Source organism: Cellulophaga baltica (genome assembly GCF_018861125.1).
GTDB lineage: Bacteria > Bacteroidota > Bacteroidia > Flavobacteriales > Flavobacteriaceae > Cellulophaga > Cellulophaga baltica_A.
On sequence record NZ_JAHKQN010000020.1, the window covers coordinates 192999 to 214116 of the forward strand.

19 protein-coding genes and 1 other RNA gene are annotated in these 21118 nt (G+C 31.4%); 12 read left to right on the forward strand and 8 right to left on the reverse strand.

Translation table 11 applies throughout. The features are described from left to right. Position 1: 1 nt before the first annotated feature. On the reverse strand, positions 2-3019 hold the full coding sequence (locus KO500_RS11120) for a tetratricopeptide repeat protein (protein WP_215956622.1): 3018 nt from the start codon (positions 3017-3019) through the stop codon (positions 2-4). A gap of 285 nt (positions 3020-3304) precedes the next feature. Between KO500_RS11120 and KO500_RS11125 the strand changes: the two genes are divergently transcribed. The 3 genes from KO500_RS11125 (at position 3305) to ppgK (ending at position 5676) form a co-directional block, all read left to right on the forward strand. Beyond that, entirely contained in the window at positions 3305-3988 is a 684-nt protein-coding gene (locus tag KO500_RS11125; RefSeq protein WP_215956623.1) for a cell division ATP-binding protein FtsE, read from the forward strand. Positions 3989-4066: 78 nt separating this feature from the next. Next, positions 4067-4882, forward strand: coding sequence for an NUDIX hydrolase (locus KO500_RS17560; RefSeq protein ID WP_215956624.1), 816 nt, complete (start codon positions 4067-4069; stop codon positions 4880-4882). Positions 4883-4932: 50 nt separating this feature from the next. Further along, complete coding sequence (gene ppgK / locus KO500_RS11135) at positions 4933-5676, forward strand: polyphosphate--glucose phosphotransferase (RefSeq protein WP_215956625.1); 744 nt, start codon at positions 4933-4935, stop codon at positions 5674-5676. 79 nt (positions 5677-5755) lie between these two features. Here the strand turns inward: ppgK and KO500_RS11140 are convergent, their stop codons facing one another. Next, positions 5756-6655 (reverse strand): hypothetical protein, encoded by a 900-nt coding sequence (locus tag KO500_RS11140; RefSeq protein WP_215956626.1) that lies wholly within the window; start codon positions 6653-6655, stop codon positions 5756-5758. A gap of 119 nt (positions 6656-6774) precedes the next feature. Next, complete coding sequence (gene typA, locus KO500_RS11145) at positions 6775-8574, reverse strand: translational GTPase TypA (RefSeq protein ID WP_215956627.1); 1800 nt, start codon at positions 8572-8574, stop codon at positions 6775-6777. Positions 8575-8745: 171 nt separating this feature from the next. On the opposite strand from typA, the gene kdsA reads away from it, so the two are divergent. Next, positions 8746-9567, forward strand: coding sequence for a 3-deoxy-8-phosphooctulonate synthase (kdsA, locus tag KO500_RS11150; RefSeq protein ID WP_215956628.1), 822 nt, complete (start codon positions 8746-8748; stop codon positions 9565-9567). Between the two features lie 73 nt (positions 9568-9640). Here the strand turns inward: kdsA and KO500_RS11155 are convergent, their stop codons facing one another. Then, complete coding sequence (locus KO500_RS11155; RefSeq protein WP_215956629.1) at positions 9641-10114, reverse strand: hypothetical protein; 474 nt, start codon at positions 10112-10114, stop codon at positions 9641-9643. Between the two features lie 133 nt (positions 10115-10247). On the opposite strand from KO500_RS11155, the gene KO500_RS11160 reads away from it, so the two are divergent. Next, entirely contained in the window at positions 10248-10913 is a 666-nt protein-coding gene (locus tag KO500_RS11160; RefSeq protein ID WP_215956630.1) for a DUF1361 domain-containing protein, read from the forward strand. Between the two features lies 1 nt (position 10914). Here KO500_RS11160 and KO500_RS11165 read toward each other — a convergent pair whose 3' ends face one another. Then, positions 10915-12120, reverse strand: a complete 1206-nt coding sequence (locus KO500_RS11165) for an NAD(P)-dependent oxidoreductase (RefSeq protein ID WP_215956631.1) — start codon at positions 12118-12120, stop codon at positions 10915-10917. A 216-nt stretch (positions 12121-12336) separates the two neighbouring features. Between KO500_RS11165 and ssrA the strand changes: the two genes are divergently transcribed. Together ssrA and KO500_RS11175 are read left to right on the forward strand one after the other, a co-directional pair. Further along, positions 12337-12734: a transfer-messenger RNA gene (ssrA, locus tag KO500_RS11170) on the forward strand. 199 nt (positions 12735-12933) lie between these two features. Beyond that, positions 12934-13797: a phospholipase A gene (locus KO500_RS11175; RefSeq protein ID WP_215956632.1), complete on the forward strand. Its 864-nt coding sequence runs from the start codon at positions 12934-12936 to the stop codon at positions 13795-13797. Between the two features lie 78 nt (positions 13798-13875). Here KO500_RS11175 and KO500_RS11180 read toward each other — a convergent pair whose 3' ends face one another. Continuing rightward, positions 13876-14343, reverse strand: coding sequence for a DUF3592 domain-containing protein (locus tag KO500_RS11180; RefSeq protein WP_215956633.1), 468 nt, complete (start codon positions 14341-14343; stop codon positions 13876-13878). 368 nt (positions 14344-14711) lie between these two features. Between KO500_RS11180 and KO500_RS11185 the strand changes: the two genes are divergently transcribed. Both KO500_RS11185 and hpf read left to right on the forward strand, forming a co-directional pair. Then, complete coding sequence (locus tag KO500_RS11185) at positions 14712-15110, forward strand: VOC family protein (RefSeq protein WP_215956634.1); 399 nt, start codon at positions 14712-14714, stop codon at positions 15108-15110. A 7-nt stretch (positions 15111-15117) separates the two neighbouring features. Continuing rightward, entirely contained in the window at positions 15118-15420 is a 303-nt protein-coding gene (hpf, locus tag KO500_RS11190) for a ribosome hibernation-promoting factor, HPF/YfiA family (RefSeq protein WP_215956635.1), read from the forward strand. Between the two features lie 53 nt (positions 15421-15473). Here the strand turns inward: hpf and KO500_RS11195 are convergent, their stop codons facing one another. Then, positions 15474-16022 carry a DUF421 domain-containing protein gene (locus KO500_RS11195; RefSeq protein ID WP_215956636.1) on the reverse strand — a complete coding sequence of 183 codons (549 nt, stop codon included), beginning with the start codon at positions 16020-16022 and terminating at the stop codon, positions 15474-15476. A 198-nt stretch (positions 16023-16220) separates the two neighbouring features. Here KO500_RS11195 and KO500_RS11200 point away from each other — a divergent pair, with 198 nt between their 5' ends. After that, entirely contained in the window at positions 16221-16373 is a 153-nt protein-coding gene (locus tag KO500_RS11200; protein WP_215956637.1) for a YqaE/Pmp3 family membrane protein, read from the forward strand. 162 nt (positions 16374-16535) lie between these two features. After that, a complete protein-coding gene (locus tag KO500_RS11205; RefSeq protein WP_215956638.1) occupies positions 16536-18665 on the forward strand; it encodes a catalase in 2130 nt (709 codons plus the stop codon). A gap of 76 nt (positions 18666-18741) precedes the next feature. On the opposite strand, the gene KO500_RS11210 is transcribed toward KO500_RS11205, so the two are convergent. Further along, complete coding sequence (locus tag KO500_RS11210; RefSeq protein ID WP_215956639.1) at positions 18742-19152, reverse strand: response regulator; 411 nt, start codon at positions 19150-19152, stop codon at positions 18742-18744. A 519-nt stretch (positions 19153-19671) separates the two neighbouring features. Between KO500_RS11210 and KO500_RS11215 the strand changes: the two genes are divergently transcribed. Further along, the gene (locus KO500_RS11215; RefSeq protein WP_215956640.1) at positions 19672-20973 is read left to right on the forward strand and encodes a dipeptidase; all 1302 of its coding nucleotides are present in this window, start codon (positions 19672-19674) and stop codon (positions 20971-20973) included. The last annotated feature ends 145 nt before the right edge of the window (positions 20974-21118 follow it).

Here is a 21118-nt window from a genome sequence, read left to right on the forward strand (position 1 = left end):
TTTAATTTTCAGGATTTACAGATGAATTGCGTTGTGCTTCTTTAGATTTTATTCTAAAAGCTTCTTTTTTAGCTTCTTCAACAACAGCAGGATATTGATCAAAATTAGCAATCACACTATCTAAAATATAAGTTGCTTGGTAAGCATCGCCTAACTCATCAAAGTTTTTTGCCATTAAAATTAAACCTTTACCACCCCACTCTTTATAAGCAGCATAGTCTTTTGCTAATTTTTGAACTGATTCATTTGACGCTTCAAAATCACTTGCTTGATTTTTAAAATACGCATCATAGTACAAGGCTTCTGCCGCAATCTCTCCTGTAGCTATTGGCAATACTTTCGCATAAGCTTCTTCAGCTTTTGCTATATCATTTGTTTGAATTGCAGACCGTGCGATCATTATTTGCGCATCACTCTTAATACGATTGTCAATTTTTGAGGTAGCTAATACTTTTTCAGCATAAACTATTGTTTTGGTATAGTTACGCTTACTGTAATACCCTTTCATTAGATTAGATTGTGCAAAAGTTACATTCTGTTGAATATTTGCTGTTTGCTCTAACTGCTCTAAATAAGGTATAGCTGTTTCGTAATCATTGTTATTCGTATGTATTTCACAGACTCTAGTTAATGATTGTTCTGAGTATTCACTAGAACCTTTTGTTATTACATTCTTATAATTTACTAAAGCATTGTCTTTTTCACCTTTACCGTAATACAATTGCGCTAAATTAAAGTTAGCTTTGAGAGAGTGAATTCCTTTAGGGAATTCTTTTAAATACTTTTCATAACCACGGATTGCAACTTCTGTATTGCCTTCAATATATTTTTGATCAGCAGATTCGTATGTTGCATTATCAAGTTCCGCATCAGTAACTTCAACAAAATCTAAACCTCTCACCCAAGCAGCATATTCATCAACTCTACCTAAATCAACATAAATAAGTTTTGCTGTAGTAACCGATTGCACTGCCTCTTGTGTATTAGGATAATCGCGAACTACTGTTTTAAATTTTGATAAAGCCTCTTCATTACGGTTTGTATTATAATATACCAAGCCTTGACGAACAATTGCTTTTGGCACTAAAGAACTAGCTTTGTATTCTGTAATTAACTTATCGTAAGCACGCAAACCTTCTGATTCTTTATTTGCACCAACATAAGTACTACCTAACTCAAATAAAACATCATCTTTTAAAATAGAGTGTGGATAACGTGAAATAAAAGCATTTAATTCTTCTATTTTAGTTTCAACTCTATTTACAAAACCATAACTAATTGCTTTTTGAAAAGCAGCATAATCTTTTCCCGTACCTGAGCCCGCAAGTGCTTTGTTATAGGCTTCCATTGCAGGCCAGTACTTACTAGACACAAAATAACTATCACCTAAACGTAAATACGCATCGTGTTTTTTATCTGCATTGGTGCTAACATTTATATAATCATTAAAATACGATGTTGCATTAGTATAATCTTTAAGTTTGAAGTAGGTATATGCTAAATTATAATTAAGCTCTTCATATTCCGGAATTGTACGTACAAACTTGTTGTTTTTCACAAACAAATATGCCTCTAAAGCTTCATTGTAGTTGTTACTATTGTATGCTGATGCCGCTTTCCAGAAACTAGCTCTTGATTCATAAACACCATTTTCTGCATTATCTAAAGATTTATCAAAAGCCGTAATTGCGCCAGCATAATCCGTTGCTGTGTATAGTTCTACTCCGTAATAAAAAGCTACTTTTTGGTACGTTTCTTTACTTGCATACGATTTGTTATTCTCTAACAACTCCATTGCACCTGAAAAGTTTTTTGAAGTTATGTATGAGTCTACCAATAATTCTTGAATTTCTGCTTGATGCTCATCTTTCGGATACATCTCTAAGTAGTTCGTTAAAACACTAGACACATTCTCATAAGCATTTCCTATCTCATAACTTAAACGAGCATAATTTAAAAAAGCATCTTTTTGAATTTCTTCTGAAAAACTCATTTGTGATGCATTTCTAAAAGCATTTAAAGCTTCAGGCTTTTTATCTAATTTTAAATAACATTCTGCTAAATGATAATAAGCGTTTTGTGCTACACTATTATCACCGCCAATAATTTTATTAAACTGCTGAATTGCATTTGAATAATCACCTTGTTTGTAATAGCTATATCCTAATAAATAATAATCTGTATTATTCCACTTACCTTTTTGCCCATTGTATTCAAGCAAATAAGGAATAGCATTATCGTATTGCTTTAAATTAAAATAACTCTCCCCAATAATTTTACTTAATTGTGATTTCTCATTTCGGTCAGACTTCGGATATTGTTTTTTTGCTAATGCAATAGCCTCTTCAAATTTCCCTAATTTAAAGTTTAAATCTGCCTGGTAATATGATAGCTTCTCTTCTAAAACCTTTTGATCTGTGATTTCATCAAAACGCTGATTTGCACCGTCATAATCATCTTGTTGATAAGCGATATATCCTAGGTAATATTTAGCTTGAGAACCATAAACTGGTGACGTAGTTACTTTATCTAAATAGCTTTTTGCTTGCTCTTTATTGTTTGAAGAAAACAATGCATAACCGTAATTAAAATTATACTTGTCTAGCTCATTACGTGATAAAGAGTTTTGGTCTACTTTTTTATACCATTTTAGAGCATAAGGATATTTTCCTGTTTCAAAATAATACTCAGCAACATCTGCATAAGCAGAATTTCGTTTTGTAGACGTTGGGTATTCCGTTACAAAATCTTCCATCAACTTATCAGCTCCATACTGGTTAAGCCTTACTGCCGCATTTGCTGCATAATAAGCACTATTAGCCTCCGTTTCAGGGTCTTCAGTGTTCTCTTGCACTTTTTGAAAAATAGCTTGAGCTGCTTGAAACTGCTCATTTCTATAAAGTGTCAACGCTTGTTGATACTCTTTTTGATCGTGGGTATAAATTTTTGATTCTTGCGCACCTAATAAGTGAATAGCCCCTAAGAAGCTAAGCAGTAGCGCGGTTTTTTTCTTTAGCATAGTGTTCTCCAACAATTAAGAAATACCTTATAATTAATAATACAACGACAAATATTGTACCTAAGTATGTAAATTTAGCTTTTATTTTAACAACTAAACTATAAGCACTAATAATCCGATACTTAAACTAAGGGTTTAAAATAATTTTATGCTCTTTTTAACAATTAGGCTATATAAATTCACCTTATTACCTTAGAAAAGCACCGTTTTTGTTTTAAAGATTTTTGCGTAACAGTGATTCTATTTCCGTATTAACTTACTACTTTTATAACAACAATATTCAGCATGGCAGAAATCATATTAAAATTAAAAGATGTAGCTGTTTTCCAAAAAGAAAACTTAGTACTAAATGATATTAATTTAGAAATTAAGAAAGGTGAATTCATCTATTTAATTGGAAAAACAGGAAGCGGAAAAAGTAGTTTTATGAAAACACTTTATGGTGATTTGCCTTTACAACAAGGCGAAGGCTCTATTGTTGATTTTGATTTACGTAAATTAAAAGAAAAAGAAATTCCATTTTTAAGACGAAAAATCGGTATTGTTTTTCAAGATTTTAAATTGCTACCCGATCGTACTATTAACAACAATTTCTTATTTGTTTTAAAAGCTACAGGCTGGAAAGATAAATCTAAAATGGACGCACAAATAGCCGAAGTTTTAACTAAGGTTGATATGAAAACTAAAGGTTTTAAATTTCCGCATGAATTGTCTGGTGGAGAGCAACAACGTATTGCTATTGCACGTGCTTTGTTAAATGACCCTGAACTTATTATTGCTGATGAGCCTACGGGTAATTTAGACCCGCAAACTAGTGTTGAAGTAATGAAAGTTCTACAAGACATTAATAAAAATGGGCGTACAATAGTTATGGCCACTCATGATTATGCTTTATTATTAAAATACCCCTCTAAAACATTAAAATGTGATGGTAATAAGGTTTTTGAAGTAGTGCAAAAAGCGGTTTAATAAATAATACATAGTTAATATATGAACATTTAACATATGTGCAATTATTTGTAAATTACTAGCCCCTAAACTCAACCAATGATATTCAAAAAACGAACATACCAGCCCGATAAAAAATCAAATGCTTTTATTGGTGTACTCTTATTTCTTGTTTCCATAATATTACTAACCATAACAGCCCCTTTAGGGTTTATTTACGGCATATTTTACAATCTATTTACCAAAGGATTTAGAGGTATTGGCGAATTTTGCTTAAAAATGGCCATCTCAATTGACCAATTGGGCAATGTGGTTATGCAACATTTATTAAATGTACTTTGGATTAAAACCGGAGGTTATAAGTTTGGAAATAGAGATGAAACAATTTCAAGTGCTATTGGTAGAAACAAACAATTAGAAACCCTAACGTGGTCAGGAAGGCTTATTGACACTATTTTAGATAAACTAGACCCAAACCATTCACTAAACTCCATAGATTATTATGTTGAACCTACGGAGCAAATCATTGACAAACTAGCGTGGATAAGAATTGAAAACCATCAAATATTAAGCATACAAGCAAAAGGGAAAACAAAATTTTACATTCCGGGCGGGAAACGCAAAAATGGTGAAAAAGATAAAACTGCCCTTTTAAGACAGGTTAAAGAAAACTTAGATGTTGCAATTTCACCCGAATCTATTGAATTTATTGGTGTTTTTGAAGCTCAAGCAGCCGGAAAAAAGCCAGGTATACTTGTTCGTTTAACTTGCTATTCTGGCTCATATTCAGGTAAATTAAAAGCTGGTTCTGAAATTGAAAAATATACTTGGCTAAACTACGATGACAAAGAAAAAGTATCAGAAGTTGATAAGCTTATTTTTGATTATTTGTATCATAAAGGCATTCTAGCCTAATAATTCCGCATATTTTTTCGTTACTTTATAGCTAATAGAATAATTTTTTCATGACATTACTCGGAATTGACATTGGAGGTTCTGGAATTAAAGGAGCCTTAGTAGATACAAATACAGGAGAATTACTTACAGAACGCTACCGCATAGAAACACCAAAATCTAGAAAGCCAGAAGAAATGGCACTAGTAGTACAACAAATAGTAAAACATTTTGATTACCACGGACCAATAGGTTGCGGTTTTCCTACAATTATAAAAAACGGAGTTGCAAAAGCTCATGGAAATCTTAGCAAAAAATGGCTCGGTGTCAATATTGAAGAACTTTTCAATGATTATACAGGTATGCCTGTAACCGTAATAAACGATGCTGATGCTGCTGGTTATGCAACTATGAAATACGGCACAGGAAAAGACGAGATGGGTCTTGTATTGATGATTACTATTGGTACAGGCTTAGGTAGTGGCGCATTTTTTAACGGAGAATTAATTCCGAATTTTGAATTAGGACAAATACCTTACAAAAAATACAGCAAATTTGAATTGTATGCTGCTGCATCTATCAAAGAAAAAGAAAAGCTGAGCTATAAAAAATGGGGAAAACGTTTTAATAAATTTTTAGAGCACGTAGACCTAATAACTTCACCTGATTTAATTATTTTAGGTGGTGGAACTTCTAAAGATTTTGATGAATATAAAAAATACATTAAAATAGACACACGCGTTGTCCCTGCAGAATTAAAAAACTATGCCGGAATTATTGGTGCTGCATGCGCATCGTTTGCGAAAAAGAGATAACAGTATAGAATTCATTAAAAGCAAAAAGCTTCAATCTTTCGATTGAAGCTTTTTTTATTCGGTGAAAATTCCAAATATATTACTCGATAACTCTTGCTCCTTCAGGCTTAGAAAAATAATTTTCTGGAACGTTAGGTGAAAATGATAATTGAGATACTTCAATTTTAGTGATATATTCTCCTAAATTACCGTCTTTAGACCAGTGTGTTTTTAATACTGTTGGAAAATCAATTCCATCAACTGTTTCCCATGCTGCAATTTCCATAATTTTTTCAGGTGCATGACCTCCATTAGGAAAATAACCTGGGTATGAAACTATATATCTAATTGCGCTCATAACATGCGTACTCTTATCAAAATAAATAACATAGTAATCATCAGGAGCATCACCAGTACCAGAAGCAAATGTAACTTTAATTACATCTTGCATAACACCTTTGTATTCTTTATCATCTAAAAGCTCAAGGTTAACACCTTCACCATCTAAAACAAATGGGTGTGCAAATAAATAAATAGGTGTTAAAGCCCAAAATTTAGTGTCGTACTTAAAAGCTGTACTATCTGCCTTAATCCAAGCTTCTTTACCATCCCAACCAAAAATAGCTGTCGTGTCTTCAATACTATTATGTCTTGCCTTATTATTCCAAGTATCAACTGTTTGGTAAGAATCTCTTGCTATTTTATCTTTATCTAAAGGTTGGTAGTTAAATCGAAAAGACAAATAGCCATTATTGAACCATTTTTTTAATCCACCTTGAGCTTCCATTCCATTCCATAACACTTTACCTGCTTCGCTGGCGTTCAAACGAGCTTTAGCTTTTTCAACTCTTTTATTTACCCAAGATTCAGGAATATCATATGCCACTTTTTCAATTTCTGGCGTAGCACTTTCATTTATTTTCTCTTTTTTAGGTTCATTTTTACAAGCTGCAAACGCAAGTAAAAACAATACCATAACAATTTTAATACTGAATTTCATTTTTCTCTTTTTAGATTGATTAATTGTAGTCGTACTATATCGTAATTCATTTCAGTAAATATCAAAAAAAATCCTAAGATTTTCACCTTAGGATTTAATTGCATCAATAATTAAATTAATTATGCTATTTTATTACGCTTACGCTCATTTTCTGTTAAGTAAATTTTACGCAATCTTAAATGAGAAGGAGTCACCTCAACATACTCATCTTTTTGTATATATTCTAAAGCTTCTTCTAATGAGAATTTGATAGCTGGTACAATTTTAGCTTTATCATCTGCTCCTGAAGAACGTACGTTAGATAACTTCTTAGTTTTAGTGATGTTTACAGTCATATCATCACCTCTTGAGTTTTCACCTATAACTTGACCTTCGTAGATATCTTCTCCTGGATCAACAAAGAACTTACCTCTATCTTGTAATTTATCAATAGAATAAGGAATTGATTTACCTGTTTCCATAGAAACTAAAGAACCATTTTGACGTTGAGGAATATCCCCACGCATTGGTTGATACTCTAAGAAACGGTGTGCCATAATAGCCTCACCAGCAGTAGCAGTTAATAATTGGTTTCTAAGACCTATGATACCACGTGAAGGAATTAAGAATTCGCATATCATACGATCTCCTTTAGCTTCCATACTAGTCATTTCTCCTTTACGCATAGATACCATCTCTACAGCTTTACCAGAAACTTCTTCAGGTAAATCAATAGTTAATGCTTCAACAGGCTCACATTTAACACCATCAATTTCTTTGATAATTACTTGTGGCTGTCCAATTTGAAGTTCGTACCCTTCACGACGCATTGTTTCAATTAATACAGATAAGTGTAATACACCTCTACCAAATACTAAAAATTTATCAGCACTATCAGTTTCATTAACACGTAATGCTAAGTTTTTCTCTAATTCATTTTCTAAACGATCTTTAATGTGACGAGAAGTTACAAACTTACCATCTTTACCAAAGAAAGGAGAATCGTTAATTGTGAACAACATACTCATCGTTGGCTCATCAATAGCAATTGTTTTTAATGCCTCAGGGTTTTCAATATCAGCAACAGTATCACCAATTTCAAAACCTTCAAGACCTACAATAGCACAAATATCTCCTGTTTTAACTTCTTCTACTCTTAGTCTACCAAGACCTTCAAAAGTATAGAGCTCTTTTATTTTTGTTTTTACAATAGAACCATCTCTTTTTACCAAAGAAACTTGTTGTCCTTCTTTTAAACCACCTCTAACTAATCTACCAATAGCAATACGACCAGTAAATGAAGAGAAATCTAAAGAAGTAATTAACATTTGAGTATTTCCTTCTTTTGGTTCAAAAGTTGGAATATGCTCGATAACCATATCTAATAATGGCTCAATATTTTCAGTTTCGTTTTTCCAATCTTCACTCATCCAGTTATTTTTAGCTGAACCGTAAACTGTTGGAAAATCTAGTTGCCATTCTTCAGCACCTAATTCGAACATTAAATCAAAAACTTTCTCATGAACTTCTTCAGGAGTACAGTTTTCTTTATCTACTTTATTTACAACTACACATGGCTTTAACCCCATATCAATTGCTTTTTGTAATACAAAACGTGTTTGAGGCATTGGACCCTCAAAAGCATCTACAAGCAATAAAACACCATCTGCCATATTTAATACACGCTCAACTTCACCACCAAAATCGGCGTGACCAGGGGTATCAATTATGTTAATTTTAGTGTCTTTATAAACAACAGATACGTTTTTAGAAGTAATTGTAATACCTCTTTCACGTTCTAGATCGTTGTTATCTAAGATTAAATCACCTGTGTTTTGATTTTCTCTAAACAACTGACAGTGATACATAATTTTATCTACCAAGGTAGTTTTCCCGTGATCGACATGGGCAATAATGGCAATATTTTTTGTTGCTGACATATATACTTAATTATTAGGAACTTTTCCCGCTGAATTTTCCGCAAAGGTACTCTATTTTTTTTACTGTCACACAAAGTTTGTTTTTTTTTAGATGACTGATTTATAGTGAGTTCAACAAATATCAATTCGGTATAAAATCAACTATCTTTGTTCTTTAATATTTCACACACTATGAAACTAGATAAAATACCCCAAATTAAGCATACAGATAGTAATAACTTTTTTCTGCTTTGTGGTCCTTGCGCTATTGAAGGTGAAGATATGGCCATGCGTATTGCTGAAAAAGTAGTTACTCTAACTGATAAGTTGAATATTCCCTATATTTTTAAAGGAAGTTTTAAAAAAGCAAACCGTAGTAGAGTAGATTCTTTTACTGGTATTGGCGATGAAAAAGCTTTAAAAATATTGCGTAAAGTATCAGAAACTTTTAAAGTGCCTACAGTTACAGATATACATACTAATGAAGATGCTGCCAAAGCTGCAGAATATGTTGATATACTACAAATACCTGCTTTTTTAGTTCGCCAGACAGATTTAGTTGTTGCAGCGGCAAATACAGGTAAAACGGTAAACTTAAAAAAAGGGCAGTTTATGAGTCCGGAAAGTATGAAACATGCCGTTACTAAAGTAACAGATTCAAACAACGAACAAGTTATGGTAACTGATCGTGGTACTATGTTTGGCTACCAGGATATGATAGTTGATTTTAGAGGAATACCAACTATGAAACAATATGCGCCTGTGGTTTTAGATGTTACTCACTCATTACAACAACCAAACCAAACTAGTGGTGTTACTGGTGGCAGACCTGATATGATTGAAACCATTGCCCGAGCTGGTATTGTTACTGGTGCTGATGGTATTTTTATGGAAACACATTTTGATCCCGCAAATGCTAAAAGTGATGGTGCTAATATGTTACATTTAGATTATTTAGAAAGATTGCTAACTAATTTAGTTGCTATTAGAAAGACTGTAAACGGTTTACAGTAGAAATTATAAAACAAAAAAAGGCTTTTAAGATTTATTCTTAAAAGCCTTTTTTATAATATAAAACTATATTTAATTAATTATCACAAATAGGAATTGTAAACGTTCCTTCAAAAATACTTTCTGGACTTATTGATGATTCAGATTTATTTAATGACATTTTTCCTGATATTTCAGTATCAGAAATCATCGTTATTTCAATTGATTGTTGTAGACTATTAAATGGTGTATTATCGCCATCTTGAGTGACAATATTTACATCATTTTGCTCTCCTTCTTCTTTTAAAACAGTTACGCTAATTCTCAATCCGTAATCGAAAATATCAGTTTCACAAGTTACTGACTCATTCGTTAAATTAAGTACATACACTTCTTCATCACTAAAATTAGTACTTGAGAAGGCCATACCTCCCATAAAAGTAAAAGCTTGCCCTTCTACAGTACCTGTTAATATTTGATCTTCAATTTCAGTAGTACCATCCTCCATTTTATCTGTAGAACAGCTAAACATATTAATAATTAACACTCCTAGTGCAAAATATTTTTTCATTGTTACAATCTAATTGGTTTAGATGATAGTAACGATTATAAAGCATATTTATTATTTATTTTAATGGTAAGAAAAGTAACCACGAAACTCACAACAATATTTAACGATTGTCGTTATTCTAATAAAGGATAATTTGAAACATCTTGTTCATAGCGTAAAAAGTAATAAAATCTACCTTTTTTTATGGTATTTAACTCTTATTGGCTCAGCTTTACTAGTTGTAAGAGTCGCTACTACGCAAACAATTTTTTTTACGTTTTTATGGTGGAATTTGTTCTTAGCAATAATACCACTGGCACTTTCTAAAGGTTTAAAACACTTCAAATTAATAAAACAATCAGTACCGCTAAGCATTCTGTTTTTTGTATTATGGTTACTTTTTATACCTAATAGCCCTTATATAGTTACTGATTTAAAACATGTAGACAACAACTATGGCATTCAATGGTTTGATTTTATCTTGATATTTATTTTTGCCGCAAACGGATTAGTTTTAGGCGCCATTTCTATTCAAGATATATACCATATTTTACATAAAAAATATAATAAGAATATCTCAAAATTTGTAGTAATTAGTACTTGCTTATTAGGTGGTTACGGAATATTCTTAGGTCGCTTTTTAAGATTTAACTCCTGGGATGTAGTCACAAAGCCTTATACTCTTTTACAAGGTATCGTCAATAGTTTATATTATATTGAAGCTTGGATATGGACTTTTGTTTTTGGTGCCTTTATGTGGCTATCTTATCTATTAATTGCAAAAACGGTTTTAAAATCTGAAAAATTAAATAAGAAATAAGCTATTCTAAACCATCAACATACTCTTGCAAATAGCTAAATCGTTTAGTTAACTTTCCATTTTCAGTCATTCTTGCGCGTTCTAAAACACCATTTTTATCATCATTAAAAAATGCAGGAATCACATTCTTTAAAAATGCTTCACCAAAACCCACACTAGCATCACGCGGTAACTCGCAAGGTAAATTATCTACAGCCATAACTGCAATCGCATTTGTTTGCTTAAAATCAGTTTCTGATTCCGATTCTGGATCATATCCATAAATAGGATCTGCTATTGTTGAAGGCTTTATAGTACAAGCCACTGGACCATCAATATCACAACTTACATCAGCAACAACTTTAATTTTAAATTTCGAGTCTTTGGCATCTTTTCTTGTAAATAAATACGGAGCACCATCTGCATAAAAATGACCCGCTATGTAAAAGTCTGTCACTTTTGCAAAGCGAAAAAAGTCTGATTTGTATTCATCTGGATTTGCAAAAAAATCAGCTTTATTACCACGAACACCATCTTTACGTTTGTTGTATTCCGATGCATCAATCTGGCAATATACAGGCTCATCAAAATCATCAACCAAATACGATGCAACAGTTACTTTTTTTAAATTCATTGCGTCAAGCATTTCTTTCGCGCCATTACCTACTCTTCCTTTTCCGGTTAATAGAATTTTAATGTTTGGAAGTTTAATTTTATTTAGCTCAGAAATTAATGCCTCTTGATCGGTCAAATTTTCAGCTTTAGGCAATTGAAACAAATTGAATTTTAAACCAAATGTTCTAAAACCATTGTATGCGCCAACTATACCCGCATACCTACCAAAAGCAACTAAACGTTGTTCTTTTTCATTAATTATAACCTCATGATCATACAACTCTATATTCTTATTTAAAACAGCCAATAATAAATCTCGATTATAAGGTTGTTTTTTTATGGTATGTGAAAAGAAAAAGTATTTTTTATTCGGAATTAAGTTTTCAATAGGAACCTCCTTAACACCCAATAATACATCGCAATCTTCCATAGCATCAGACACTGTAATACCAGCATTCTTATATGCATCATCTTTAAAAGTTCTAATGGATGATGGCTCAACTAAAATGCTTGCTTTGTCAAATTTCTTAAGCACTTTTTTACAAGCATCAGGTGATAAAACAACACGTTTGTCTGGCGGGTTTTTTCGTTCTGTAATAATTCCGAATTTCATAGAATGTATTTTTATAACTTTTGATTGATGACTACTTGTAAATTTAACTTATGACAAGATGACTAACAAAACTTTTTTTGGAATACTTTTTGAAGTACCTTTGCCGACCGCTGTTTTAAATAGTTTTATTTTTTACAGCATTATTAAGTTCATTGAAAAGAACGAATATAGTAGTTCTTAAACAAACTACTACAGATACAAAAGTATCTAGTTCATGGGGCCGACTGGTTTTGACAGCGAGACCAATTGGAATGTAAGCATGCCGAGCGCTGGGATACAGCTCGTAAATCTCATTTTCCACACTTTTAATTGGCGAAAACAATTACGCTCTTGCCGCTTAATCTGAATTATAGTAAGATTAGCCTCGTCTCTACAAGGTAGAGAAGCGAGATGTTCCTGAATAGCCCTTGTTGATGGCGATTCTTTATGGAGCACCAGAAATATCAACACAAGGGTAGTATTGCTTTGATACTGCCACTAAAATTTAAAGAAGCTAAGTGTACAATAGGCCGTTTTCAGTCGGTTGTGCATCGAAAACCAAATGAAAACTAAGCACGTAGAAAGCATTGTAATTGCTTGTTTGGACGGGAGTTCGATTCTCCCCGGCTCCACTAAAACCCTTATAAACGCTAGTATTTATAAGGGTTTATATTTATCGTTGACAATTTTACTTCTCCTAGTTTAATAATTCCTAATTTTTCGTTTTTTAGAAAACATATTTAAAATCTGATTTAATCAACTTTAGTTGCAATCGGGATAATATTCCTTCATAAAATTTTATAACTATGCATGATATAATATCAATCAAAATAAATGAATTATAAAAAAGCTAATGTTTTGGAGCCCATAAAACTACTCCTTATTTTTACAGTGCTTTATTCTTGTACTTTAAAAGGGCAAAATATTACGAGGCAGGAACTTAAAGACACTTTACAAAATACACCCTATTTTACAATACATAAAGACAATTATTTTATTACAGGTGTACCTACAAACAAAGCTATTAATAGCAATACTGCCAATGCTAAATATCAAATTAGTTTTAAACAATTAATTACTAAAAATGTTTTACCCTGGGAAACTTATTTATTTTTAACCTATAGTCAAAAAGCTTTTTGGGATATATATAAAGACTCCTACCCTTTTACAGAAATAAATTTTAACCCAACTATTGGTTTAGGAAAAGCATTTTTTGATAAAAATAACCGGTTAAAAGGTTTTGGTTCCTTTTTCTTAGAACATGAGTCAAATGGTAGAGATAGTATTTACTCTAGAAGCTGGAATAGACTGAGTCTTAAGTACAGTACAAATATAAGTCCTAAAACCATTTTAACTGTGAAAGGCTGGATTCCATTTAGTTACAAAGCAGGGAATTCTGATTTATTAGATTATGTTGGACTCGGAGAAGTAACAGCTTCACATGATTTTATACGAAACAAACTTATTTTTGAAATCAAAGCAAGAAAAGGTTTAAAGTGGGATTTGAAAGGTTTAATTAGATCTCGATTTTATTACCGACCTTTTAAACACAACTCAAATCAATATATAATGCTTGAATGGTTTGCTGGTTACACTGAGAATTTAATTGATTACGATCAATTTACATCAATGGTTCGTGTAGGCTACGTTATAAAAACTAATGAGCTTGATTTTTTAAAAGGGAAAGATTCATTTTAGTTACTTATCGAAAAACAATAGCTCTCAAATATTTAAAACTTATTGAGGATAACCTTAAAAAACAAAAGTTTATTTCTCTCACCTATTTTTAATGTTAAATATTATATCATAAACTAAATTCCAAACTAGAATAAATCCTGGAGCCGTAAAAATGATTCCAAACAAACCAAACAAGAGCGTTAAGCCCCACATGTCTGAGAAAAAACTTGAAATGCGAGCTTCCTCGCTTTTTCCTGTAATATAACGTACTTCAACCTCATCTCCTATTCTATCAGTGGTAAATGAAGTTGAACTTGAAGAGCGAATACGAACATTATTACCATCATCATCAACAAACAAAACTTTTGTATATTTATTTCTAGATTTATCTCCATTAGAATCTCTACTATTCTCAGTTTCAAAATCGTATATATATCCTTTTGTTAGTTGTGATGTTTTAATAAAATTTATCGTATCAATAGTACGACTTATAGCTAAATAAAGAAATGTACTTCCTGCAAGAAGTATTATACACAATATGACTTTGATTGGAGTTTGCTTATTCATTTATTATTAAACTTATTTTTACTTTGAAATTGTTTTTTTGATTATAAATACAATAGAGACTTATTTCCCCTGAATTTATGTATTTTGGTTTTATACGACCCTATTATCTATTTATATAATATATTAATTTACACCAACCTTTTACCATTTTCTCTTTGTAGTTTTAAGTTCTAATAATTGATTTACTACACATAGCTAACTAAAAATAAAACAATTAAAAACACCCATTTATTGTTTGTTTCTATTTTACGTTGAAATGTAAAGTTTTATTTTACTATAAGTGCAAAACTGAATTGCATCAAAACTTATTCTTATCGAGCAAATAGCTGTTCTACTAAGTTTATAATTTAGATGAAAACAAAAAAATTATGAACGTACAAGCTTATTTAGCCTTTAATGGCAATTGTCAAGAAGCCCTAAACTTTTATGGGGATATATTTAATGCAGAAATCAAAAACCTTCAAACTTATGAGGACAAAAAAATAGATGTTCCGGGTAACTATCGTAACAAATTACAACATGCCGAATTAAAAGGTAAAGGTGTGAATTTTATGGCTTATGATGCTTCCCCTGACACCCCTATTAATAACGGAAGTCAAATTCACATGAGTGTTGATTTGGACAAAGTTGATGATGCTAAAGAAATTTTCGACCAACTCTCAACTGGTGGTAGAATACACCATGAATTCAGAGAAAGAGAATGGGGACATTTTGGTAGGTGTAATGACCAATATGGTGTCAGTTGGATGATTAATTGTAATAAATAAAAGAACTATGCAGATTATATACGAATACCATGATGTTACTTCAAGTGACAGATTAGAAACAATGGTGAAAGAAAAATTAGATAGGTTAAAAGAAAAAAATGACATGCTTATTAGAGCTGATGTTTTTTTTAAAGAAGAAAACACCTCATCAGACGAAACAGGTAAAATCTGTAACATAAGATTAAGTTTACCTGGTCCGCGATTGTTTGCGGAGTCAAGTCATGAAAATTTTGAAAATGCTATTGCTGATACAATAAATGAATTGGAAAGGCAACTATCAAAACGAAAAGAAAAAATGCGAGAATATTAATATCTCAAATTATAAACCCCTTGAATTTTCAAGGGGTTTATAATTTATTATTTCTAACGCTTCACATCTTTTAATATCCAAGGCTCAATCTCAGTATTATCATCTTTGTGCAATACCACCATATCTCCTGTAGTTTCAAATATTACAGCTTTTACATCTGATAGCCGTATTACATTAGCTTCTCTAAGTTTAGACCTTAAATCACCTTCGGTTACCCTTACTTTTTTTAAGTTCTCTTTTAAAATTTCTTCACCGTCCATTAGTAATGTAGGTTGGTTATCAATTATTTTTCTAAACGTTGAAAACCTTCTAAAATATGCCGCTAATAATTGTAAGGCATAGACCATTACTAAACCAAGTGCTCCTTCACTTAAATTAACCGAGTCTGAAAGTACAGTTGTAGCAATCATTGATCCAACAGATACTGTCATCGCAAAATCAAAACTTGACATTTTTGAAAAACTTCGTTTGCCAAATATTCGCGTATAAATTATTATAGCAATATAAATACCTATAGCTGATAATATAATTAATACTAATGTCTTCTCTTCTATATCAAATAAAGATTCCGTTATCTGACTTAAAATTGTGTTGCTATACATATATAATTTCTTTGATTAATTTTAATACTAAACTAGCCTTAAAGTTGACAATAATTTAATCATATAACACATTTTGTTAGCTCATATTAATATGTTACAGAATTGTGAAATTTTGTATCAGATAAGAAAAGAATAGATTGCGTTAAAAAGAATGGTAGTTAAACTCTAAATTTGTAATAACTTAAAAACAAACAAATTATGTCACTACTAACTATTATTTTAAATATTTTATTACCACCATTAGCTGTATTTTTAAAACATGGATTAGGAACCACTTTTTTAATTAGTGTATTACTAACGCTGTTTGCTTGGCTACCAGGTGTAATTCATGCATTTATAGTAAATAATTAAAAACACCCATTAAATAGATTTTAAAAGTCATTACTTAGGTAATGACTTTTTTTTGTTTTAACCGTATTGCATTAGCGTCAATCATTTTATTTTTATAGTCATTTATACTTGGTACATACATCTAAATTTATGTTCACTTATTACATTATAAAACATAGCAAGATGGAAGACAAAAAAACAGCTACAGAAAAAAGCAGACAATTAGAGAACTCTAAAATTGATTATAAAGATAAGCCACTTACAACGCGACAAGGCTTGAAAGTTAATGACACTAACAATTCATTAAAAGCTGGTGCAAGAGGAGCAACCTTATTAGAAGATTTTCTTTTGAGAGAAAAAATACACAATTTTGATCATGAGCGTATTCCTGAAAGAATTGTTCACGCTAGAGGTAGTGCTGCTCATGGTTATTTTGAACTTTATGACAGTATTGAAGAGTATTCTAAAGCTGGTATTTTCACAGATACTTCAAGAAAAACACCTGTATTTGTCCGTTTTTCTACTGTTGCAGGATCGAAAGGATCTACAGATTTAGCACGTGATGTTAGAGGTTTTGCTGTTAAGTTTTATACTGAGGAAGGTACTTGGGATTTGGTAGGTAACAACATGCCTGTCTTTTTTATTCAAGATGCTATGAAGTTTCCTGATTTGATACATTCTGTTAAACCTGAACCTAATAACGAAATTCCACAAGCAGCATCAGCACATGATACTTTTTATGATTTTGTTTCTTTAACTACTGAAACATTACACAATCATATTTGGGTAATGAGTGATAGAGGTATTCCTCGTAGTTTTAGAATGATGGAAGGCTTTGGTATTCATACTTTTAGATTAATTAATAAAAAAGGAGAAGCTCATTTTGTAAAATTCCACTGGAAACCAAAATTAGGGGTGCATTCTGTTACATGGGATGAAGCTCTAAAAATTAGTGGTGCAGATTCAGATTTTCATAGAAGAGATTTATGGGAAGCTATTGAGGCAGGTCAATTTCCTGAATGGGAATTAGGTTTACAAATTATACCAGAAGCAGATGAACACAAATTTGATTTTGATTTACTTGACCCTACTAAATTAATACCTGAAGAAACCGTACCTGTAAAAATTATCGGGAAAATGGTCTTAAACAGAAATCCTGATAACTTTTTTGCGGAAACTGAACAAGTTGCCTTTTTACCAGGCAATGTAGTTCCTGGAATAGATTTCACGAATGATCCGCTACTTCAAGGTCGTTTGTTCTCATATAGAGATACACAACTATCAAGACTAGGGAGTCATAACTTCCATCAAATCCCGATTAATAAACCAGTTACGGAAACATATAACAACCAAAGGGACGGACATATGCAAACCGAAATTCCTAAAGGACAAACAGCGTATTTCCCCAACTCATTAAGCGGTGGTTGCCCTTACTTATCATCAGTTGAAGAAGGTGGTTTTGAAGCTTACCAAGAGCGTATTGATGCAAATAAAATTCGTACCAGAAGTGAAAGCTTTAGCGATCATTTTTCACAACCAGCACTATTTTATAGAAGTTTAGCGCAATGGGAAAAAAATCATGTAATTGGTGCTTATTCTTTTGAATTAGGGAAGTGTAACCATGAGCATATTAAAAGCCGTATGCTTTGGATAATTGCACAGATAGATGAAGATTTAGCAAGCAGTGTTGCTGAAAACCTTGGTATGAAAATTCCTGATGATATTGAAAGACCAATTAATCAAGCAATTGGAGCTAATGCAAATATTGAAGATCATCAACCTGTTAAAAAGAAGGTATATTTGGAAGAATCTCCAGAATTGAGTCAAGCGAAAACAAAATTTGATTCTATTGCAACAAGACAAATTGCATTTTTAGTTGCGGACGGATTCAATATGAAAGATTTCGATGCTATGAAAAAAGCATTAGAAAAAGAAAATGCAGTTGTAAAACTTGTAGCGCCACATGGTGGCACTATAATTTGTGATGAAAATATGGAACATAAAGTTGATGCTTCAATAATGACCACTGAGAGTGTACTTTTTGATGCGCTGTATGTTCCTGGAGGAAAAAAATCTATTGATGCTTTACTATCTAAAGCAAAATTTACCAAATTTATAAATGAAGCATTTAAGCATTGTAAAGCTATAGCTACTTCAAACGAAGGTGAAGATTTATTAAATAATACAGTTATAGCCAATAACAAATCTGACAAAGCAATTTTGATTAATAAAAATCCTAAAGATTTTATTAATGCTATTTCACAACACCGTAATTGGGAACGAATGGAAGTCGCTGAAAAAATCGCAGTATAATTTTAAAAGCACTTAAAACTATAAAAAACCTCTTAATTAAAATTAAGAGGTTTTTTTACTTTAGACTAATCTTAAATTAACTATTACAAACTTCAATACCCTCAAGTAATTTAGTGAATTTTGCATCTGTTAAAGGTTTCTGAATAAAATCTTTAACTATGCTATAATTTTTTGACTTATTAATATCATCAGGATTAATTGATGAACTTAAAATATAAATACTTGTTTGCGATTCTATATTTGGAATTTTACAAAAATTATCTAAAAAACCCCATCCATCCATAATTGGCATATTTAAATCTAAAAAAATAACCTCTGGTAATTTTTCTTCATTCTTTAATTCATTTACTAGATCTTCTAACGCCTCTTCTCCGTTCTCATAAACCATAATATTAGAACAAAAACTTCTATTATAATTCAAGATTACTTTGGTACCATAAACGAAGATAGGGTCATCATCTATTATGCATACTTTATCAACTCTCATAATTTTTAAATCTAAGGATTCAATATAAATGTAGGTAATATCTTATTAATAATAAGCAAAAATATATATAATTTATAACTCAAATGAGATTTTTTAGCTCATTTAAATGTTAAAAGTTTCATGGCACTAGCACTTTTCATTAAGGTAAAACGGTTTTTTAAGCAAAATGATTTCAAATTATCACCTGTTGCTACTTTGAATAACAACTCTCCCATAGGTTCTGGTATTTCTGCTCTTAGCATAAAAATTTGAGAAAAACCAAAACGCGATGTAAATTCTAAAGGATAAATACCATAACTATTGACAATACAGTTAATATCAATAGGCCCGAAAAAAATAATACAGAAAACATCAAATTCGCAATTAAAGCTAACAAAAATGAATAGTTTAAAAATGCAACAATTAATATTTAGATACTTACCAATTAGATAATTTATTACAGCTATTTTTTTAAATAAAGTCTAAAAAAGCTTAAGTTTAATATAGCAAACTAATTATCAACCAAAATTCATAATTAAAATGAAAAACAAACAAGCACTTTATCTTACAGTGTTAATCGTTACTTTTTTAACCTCCTGCAAAGGTGAGCCAGCAAAAGAAATTAACCCAACTGAAACTATTGAAGAAAAAGCACAACGTATTCACAAGAATGTAATTACTATTGATACGCATAATGACATTAATGTAGATCATTTTAATGACACTATAAATTACACGCAACGTCTAGATACTCAAATTAATCTTCCTAAAATGGAAGAAGGTGGTCTTGATGTTACTTGGCTAATTGTATACACTGGTCAAGACTCTTTAACCCCATTTGGATATAAAAAAGCATCAAAAAATGCGATGGATAAGTTTGATGCTATCCATCGTTTGTGTGAGGTATATGCTCCTGAAAGAATTGAATTAGCTTTAAATTCTGATGATGTAAGAAGAATCCACGATTCAGGTAAAAAAGTTGCTATGATTGGTGTTGAAAACGCATACCCCATTGGTGAAGACCTAACAAACTTTAAAAAGTATTATGATTTAGGTGCTCGTTATATTTCATTATCACATAATGGTCATAGTCAATTTTCAGATTCTAATACTGGTGAAAAAGATAGTATTTGGTTTTATAATGGTTTAAGTGATTTAGGTAAAAAAGGCGTGGAAGAAATGAACAAGCTTGGTATTATGATTGACATTTCTCACCCCTCAAAAGAAGCAATGAAAGAGATGATAGCTTTATCAAAAGCACCAATTATTGCGTCACACTCTTCTTCAAGAGCTTTATGTGAGCACAGTAGAAATTTAGATGACGAGCAATTACTTCTACTAAAAGAAAATGGTGGAGTTGTACAAACTGTTGCGTTTAGTTCATACTTAAACACTGAAAAACACGAAGCTAGAGATGCATATATGAAAGAAGTGTATTCTAAAATAGCTGATTCGCTAAACATCACTTTACATGAACGCTCTGAAATTAAAACACTTTCAGATATTGAAAAGAAAGCTTTTTTTAAAAATTACACTGAGGTAAAAAAAATAGGAAAAAATTTAGTTGCTAATGATAAAATTGCACCACCTGCAGTAAATGTCTCTGATTTTATTGACCATATAGATTATATGGTAAAATTAATCGGTATTGACCACGTTGGTATAAGTTCTGACTTTGACGGTGGTGGTGGTATTGAAGGTTGGTCAGATGCTTCTGAAACTTTTAACGTGACCTTAGCGCTCGTAAAAAGAGGCTATACTGAGAAAGAAATAGCTAAATTATGGGGTGGCAACTTGCTTCGTGTTTTAGATGAAGTTCAAGCCGTTTCTGAAAGTTTGTAAAAGAAAGTCAAAGATAAACCGGAAAAACTTTAGAAATCTAGTTTATCTATGACTTTACTAATTAAAATCATTTTTGCTTTTCACTATTGATAAATGAAAGAATAATTAGAACAAGTACAATAACCACAAGGGCAAAAATGCCAAT

Bases quoted from the DNA above. Each gene is read 5' to 3' on its own strand.
- kdsA (WP_215956628.1), top strand. From the start codon at position 8,746: ATGAAACTAGATAAAATACCCCAAATTAAGCATACAGATAGTAATAAC.
- KO500_RS11200 (WP_215956637.1), top strand. From the start codon at position 16,221: ATGTCACTACTAACTATTATTTTAAATATTTTATTACCACCATTAGCT.
- KO500_RS11210 (WP_215956639.1), bottom strand. From the start codon at position 19,152: ATGAGAGTTGATAAAGTATGCATAATAGATGATGACCCTATCTTCGTT.
- KO500_RS11185 (WP_215956634.1), top strand. From the start codon at position 14,712: ATGAACGTACAAGCTTATTTAGCCTTTAATGGCAATTGTCAAGAAGCC.
- KO500_RS17560 (WP_215956624.1), top strand. From the start codon at position 4,067: ATGATATTCAAAAAACGAACATACCAGCCCGATAAAAAATCAAATGCT.
- KO500_RS11205 (WP_215956638.1), top strand. From the start codon at position 16,536: ATGGAAGACAAAAAAACAGCTACAGAAAAAAGCAGACAATTAGAGAAC.
- ppgK (WP_215956625.1), top strand. From the start codon at position 4,933: ATGACATTACTCGGAATTGACATTGGAGGTTCTGGAATTAAAGGAGCC.
- KO500_RS11175 (WP_215956632.1), top strand. From the start codon at position 12,934: ATGAATTATAAAAAAGCTAATGTTTTGGAGCCCATAAAACTACTCCTT.
- typA (WP_215956627.1), bottom strand. From the start codon at position 8,574: ATGTCAGCAACAAAAAATATTGCCATTATTGCCCATGTCGATCACGGG.
- KO500_RS11215 (WP_215956640.1), top strand. From the start codon at position 19,672: ATGAAAAACAAACAAGCACTTTATCTTACAGTGTTAATCGTTACTTTT.
- KO500_RS11120 (WP_215956622.1), bottom strand. From the start codon at position 3,019: ATGCTAAAGAAAAAAACCGCGCTACTGCTTAGCTTCTTAGGGGCTATT.
- KO500_RS11155 (WP_215956629.1), bottom strand. From the start codon at position 10,114: ATGAAAAAATATTTTGCACTAGGAGTGTTAATTATTAATATGTTTAGC.
- KO500_RS11180 (WP_215956633.1), bottom strand. From the start codon at position 14,343: ATGAATAAGCAAACTCCAATCAAAGTCATATTGTGTATAATACTTCTT.
- KO500_RS11195 (WP_215956636.1), bottom strand. From the start codon at position 16,022: ATGTATAGCAACACAATTTTAAGTCAGATAACGGAATCTTTATTTGAT.
- KO500_RS11125 (WP_215956623.1), top strand. From the start codon at position 3,305: ATGGCAGAAATCATATTAAAATTAAAAGATGTAGCTGTTTTCCAAAAA.
- hpf (WP_215956635.1), top strand. From the start codon at position 15,118: ATGCAGATTATATACGAATACCATGATGTTACTTCAAGTGACAGATTA.
- KO500_RS11165 (WP_215956631.1), bottom strand. From the start codon at position 12,120: ATGAAATTCGGAATTATTACAGAACGAAAAAACCCGCCAGACAAACGT.
- KO500_RS11140 (WP_215956626.1), bottom strand. From the start codon at position 6,655: ATGAAATTCAGTATTAAAATTGTTATGGTATTGTTTTTACTTGCGTTT.